At 52.1% G+C, this 5446-nt stretch carries 3 protein-coding genes and 1 pseudogene; all 4 read right to left on the reverse strand.

Annotated features, from left to right (window positions below):
- Positions 1–2163 (reverse strand): peptidoglycan DD-metalloendopeptidase family protein (locus NZ772_12910; GenBank protein ID MCS6814451.1); only part of this gene is annotated, 2163 nt, incomplete at its 3' end.
- A gap of 33 nt (positions 2164–2196) precedes the next feature.
- Positions 2197–3843 (reverse strand): S8 family serine peptidase, encoded by a 1647-nt coding sequence (locus tag NZ772_12915; protein ID MCS6814452.1) that lies wholly within the window; start codon positions 3841–3843, stop codon positions 2197–2199.
- 27 nt (positions 3844–3870) lie between these two features.
- Complete coding sequence (locus NZ772_12920) at positions 3871–4476, reverse strand: hypothetical protein (protein MCS6814453.1); 606 nt, start codon at positions 4474–4476, stop codon at positions 3871–3873.
- 173 nt (positions 4477–4649) lie between these two features.
- Positions 4650–5446, reverse strand: a pseudogene (locus NZ772_12925) (IS5 family transposase).

The following is a 5446-nucleotide window of genomic DNA, read 5'->3' on the forward strand; positions in this document are numbered from 1 at the left end:
TACAGGATTGTTCCAAAATGCCCATGACCAATTTGAGTACTGACTGAAGTTTACTTGCGATTCATTGTAACCACCAAGAGTAGTAGAAGCTGGACTTAGAGCTACCAGTTTGTTGATTCCACCTAGCCTCTCGGAAATCTCGTATGATACATAGGATCCTAAACTATGACCCACTAAGCTAATATTAGCTGGTGAAATACCCCAGGATTGAAGAGTGTTTTTTGCTGCTTCTGCTACAGAGTCAATCCATGCGGAAGCGCCTTTTAACCCAACTTTTCCTGTTCTAGCGTCATCCCAGTCAAGAGTGAGAACTTGGTAATCACCACCTCTCCGCCAACCGTCATACTCCTCAATAGCTCCTGCAAGACCTTTAAAATCTCCTGCTGTACCATTCCAGCCATGAATCACTACCCATGTCGGCTTGTTTTCAATGTAGCCAGGACTATTAACACGTTCAAAGGTAATATGACGATTAGTTCCTCCTTGTGTCTTACCAATGTACTTTTGAACCCAATCGTACTCAACTACATTGACAAAAGAGGTGCTATAGAAGGTTCCTGATAAACCAGTCTGGTTCTTTGCAACAATCTTAAGCAACCAACGACCAAGAGGCATGTCTTGAGGAATATTCAATTTGGCAGTGAATCTTCCCTCTCCTGGCAGATGAGTTAGAGTCCCTCCAACCTGCCTACCTCCAATGTAAAACTTCATGTCAGATGTGTTAGAACTGCCAGAAATTGCCAGGGTATCGCCCCGGAAAACCCTACTGGAATTGTTGTCGATTGAAACAAGGGGAGGTTGGATTACTCCAGGGAGGGGATTATAACCACTGCCTGGTGGTAAAGGGCTAGAGTTTGGTGGATTACCGTAGATATAGGCACTGGGAACCCAGAAATTAGTACCCTTCACCTTGAACCAGCGGGCATCAGGGGTGCCTAGCCACATGTCAGTACCCGTCTCGCCGTAGGTCCAGGCATCGAACTCTAGGCGTTTGCCGTTGGGTTCATTGCGGTTGCTTCGATCGGCAAAGCGGGGACTATAACGCAAGTTCACTCCAACGCTAGGGCCAACTGTGCCACTGAAGTTAACGTAGGTGATATTGCCTGGACTTGGTGTCGAACTAGGGGGTGGAGTAATGGGAGTTCCTGTTCCCGGTTGTTGAGTAGTAGGCAAGGATAGCCGTTGATTGGGAAAAATAGTGGTGCTAGTCAGGGGCCTACCAAACTCATCAGTGATTTCGCGCCAACGGTTGCCGTTGCCGAGTTCTCGCTGGGCGATTGCCCACAGAGAGTCGCCAGGTTTAACAACATAGATGCGACGGCCTGTAGGCGGTAGAGGTTGAGGTTGGGGAGGAGCATTGCGATTGCGCAACTCCCAATAGGATTTGATCGGGTTTAGTGTGGCATTTTGCACGGTTGTTAGGTTACTGCTTTGAGAGCGTTTGTAGTTCGGCCCTGTTTGCAGTTCTAGGTGCAGGTGATTTGCACTGCCGATCGTCCCAATGGTTTGCCCCGCTTCAATCCGTCCACCCGCAACTGCTACCGTGTCCAAGTGGCCATAAATCCACAGCTTGCCATCATCACCCTGAACGCCAATGAAGTAGTTGCCTCTGGTTTCCTGGATGCCACGGACGATCGTGCCCCCCACAGGCACCTTCACAGGTGTGCCTTTTGAAGCTGACATATCCAATCCAGAATGCCATATACCAATCCCGGCACGATACCCAGGGTCAAGCAAATATCCGGCGGTGACTGGAACCCGTTTGCCAAAGATCGCGTTAGATAGATCGGTGTAAATGTTGCGGATAGAAGGTGGTGTTAAATGTCGTTCGTCTTTATAGTCAGGCCAACCGTAGTCAAACCGGGTATTATCCTTGGTGTATTCGTTCCATTGAGCATTGCTCAATGAACCTAGCTCTGGATAATAACCAACAGGTTGAGGCTGAGGCTGGGGTTGAGGCTGAGGCTGGGGGGGTGCAGCATCAATAATTGCTCCAGAAATCCACTGGGTGCCATTTGTTCCAGCAATGCGATACCATTTGTTAGTAGCACCAGGATCAGGATAGGAAATATATTGCCCAGTTGTCCAACCATCAAAAGTTACCGATGTACCATAGCCACGACTACCCACTGGAGAATAACTTTGTGATGGCCCAGAGCGCACGATCGCCCCAACAGTTGAAGTTACCTTGCCAGTCTAACTAACAGCGGTAAAAGCAGCCCGCTTACTCGGCACTGCAACACCTTCACCACTCCAGTTAGGAGGAATGTAGCTAGCCGGAATCTCCTCATCCTCTTGGGGTTTTGTCGCCAGTGCCAGTGCTACCGCAGCCGCCAGGTTCAACAAGCCTACACCCGTCTCAGAATTCCAGCCAGGTTCGTCCAAATCCGTGGCGGTAGACTTCAAAATCTCAATCACCTGGCGATAGCTCAGGTCAGGGTTCGCCGCCCACACCTGAGACACCGCCCCCGTCACCTTCGCCGTCGCCACCGACGTTCCTGCCATCGTGCCCAGGTCATCCCCCACCGTCGAGAGTTCAGGGTTGGCGGCGGTGCCGCCGGGAGCGACGATATCCAGCCCATAGCCATAGCTGGAAAAGTCACTGCGATCCATTGCCTTGGCTAGAGCAATCTCTTCATTCACCCGCTCAGCAGCGCCGACGGTGATGATGTTGTCAAATTCCTGAGAGGCTTGACCCAGGGCTGACATCACGCCGCCATCATTGCCTGCTGCCACCACCAGCAACACACCGCTTTGGCGAGCATATTCAATGGCAGCGCGTTCTGCCGGAGTCAGTTCATAGCGGGTGGTGACTGAACCATCTGGGTTAATTTGGGTAAGATCCAAACTCAGGTTAACTACCCCATTGGGTTGCCCTGACTGACGGAAGTGATCTACATACTCCACTAGGGATTCTGCCCATTGCCCAGAGCCGATCGCCCGTCCTACCCACAGGGGAGCCTGATCATTGATGCCTTCGATACCAATGCCATTATTACGGGTGGCACCGATGATGCCCAGAATATGGGTGCCGTGTTCGTTGCCCTCACCAAGTTGCATCAGGGAATTGTCATCGTTGGCGACCCAGTCACGCCCGGAGGTGATACGGGAATAGTCAATGTCGGGGTTGTTGGCGGCAAAGCCCGTGTCGATGATGCCAATCAGGGGTTGGTTGACGATCGGGAAGTTATAGTCTGCGGGAATAGGCAGTAGGATATGGCTGCTCTCTGGGATGTCGATGGTGTCAAAGAGAGGTTCTGGTGGCAGCGGGTTGGTGGGATCTGTGGGGAGAGTTGGTACTTCAGGGACAATCGGCACTCCTGGCTGGACAGGTGAACTATCCCCAGGTGGAGGAGTTGGTGCTGGAGGAAATACACTATCACCAGGATCACCGGGCAATACTGGTGTTGGGGGTTCTAGTACGCTGGGGTCAGAGGGGATTGGGGGTGGGATGAGATTGGCGATCGGGGTGATGTAGGGCTTGGTATACTCAATCAACGCCTTGCCCAGATTGGAGGTGCGCCAATCCTTGCCTGGGGCAATCCAGTCATCCATCTGCTCCGTCACCCCATAGGCATTCCGCACTTGGAAGATTACGTCGTTGTAGTCGCGGTCAGTTCCCTTATCCATCCGCAAATCTTCAAACACAAAGGTGTTGCCCGTACCTGTCATATCCACGATTTGTCCTACATGGAATGCCTCATTGGGGTTAGCTGTTACCAACGAGAAAAGAGGACGCTTGTCACCACCCACTGTAGGATCCTTCACCACATCATAGACGGAGCCGTTGGGCACGAGCATGAAGGCGTATTGCCCATAGGGATTGACGGTGAACTGCTTCACACCCTTATAGTCACCACTGTTGTAATCCTATTCGCCCAGCTCGCCCTTGAAGCGGGCACCCTCCGTGGGGTCATCAATGACGATGTATCCCAACTCAGACTTGCTTAGGGCGCGGCGGGCAGCTTCTTTGATGAATTCAGGGGAGCCAGGGACGAGGGTTTCCATGCCCTCTAGGCTAAACAGGGCTAGTTGACCGCGATAGCCACCACCATCGAACAGGTAGTCGATGCCGATTTTGCCTGTGGAGTCGGTAAGGAAGTAGCCACTGGTGTAGGGGGTGAGGTAGGGAGAAGTGATGAGGTCGTCTGGAACGGTTTTGGGAAGGATGGGGGCGAGGTCGCCTGTGAGTGGGTCACCACTGCTAGCCAAGACGGGGGCGACTAGATCGGTTGTGGTGCTGGGGGAGAGCGGGTTGTTAGTAGGGAGGGGCGATCGTAGTCCTGATACTGCCCCTACCAGAATGTCTTCCGTGGCAACCTGAAGCAGCCCATTGTCGGGTAGCACGGTCAAGGCGCTGGGCTGGAGAGGGCCAGGCTGAGAACCAGACAGATTGAGCGGATCCAGGCTAGGAAGAACGGGCTGAAGCTGTGGCTCAAGGGGAGCATTGGTCGAACTGGAGTCGGAGAATAGCATAGTCAGCACCTAAATGATTGAGCGGAAAAGTAGAGGACTGCATCGCAGCCTTCATTAACCCTCTCGGATGCCAGAGCAGAATTTTATGCAAGATGGGCAACATTTTTCCAAAAAACAGGCGTTGTTGCACAATTGAGATAAAAAGACAGATCTCGACTTAAGGGAGAGTGAGATTAAGCTTCGACCACATAGGTATCCAGCTTAGCGATCTGGATCATCCGATTCAGCGCCGCACATTTAAGGAATAATTCCACTGCCTGATTGTCAAATTTACGCGAACTCAGATTACCCCCAAAAATAGCCTTGAAGCGGAACATGGTGGTTTTCGCCAACGAACGCCGATGATAGTTAGCATCATACTTCCACGTTTCGCGTCCATGCTTGCGGATGTAGCGGAGATTCTCATCTCGTGGATGAGGAGGTGTTTTGCAGTTGCCATGGTGCCAGATCACCGCATCGTTGTGAGGTGGGATGACTGGCTTGGCATCTTGCTCAGTAATCTGGTCATAGCAGTGACGATGGTTCTAGGCTCCATCTGCTGAGACTTGCTCAACGTCTCCCTCAATTGCCTCAAGGAGATCGTTCAAGACCTCACCAGCGTGAACGTCATTGGTTGTGACCACCGCTGCCAGGATTTCTCCAGTCGCCTCATCGACTCCTAGGGGCAGTTTGCGCCACGTGCGTCGCTTACTAATTCCATGTTGACGGGTTTTCCATTCCCCTTCGCCATAGACGTTTACCCCAGTCGAATCAACGACGACATACCGCGCTCCTGCTTTAGGCAGTAGGGGTTAAGACTACGGTCAGTTTGCTCAAGCGGCGCGATAGGGTGCTGTGGTCGGGCACTGACAATGCTAGTCCCATCAAGGCAACTATTGACATGAGCAATCCTTGACATTGCCGTCCTGCCAGTCAATAGACCGCTTTCACGGTTGCCATCGTCACCATGGCTAGGTTGCTATAGTACGGT

Source organism: Cyanobacteriota bacterium, from assembly GCA_025054735.1.
Lineage (GTDB): Bacteria > Cyanobacteriota > Cyanobacteriia > SKYG9 > SKYG9 > SKYG9.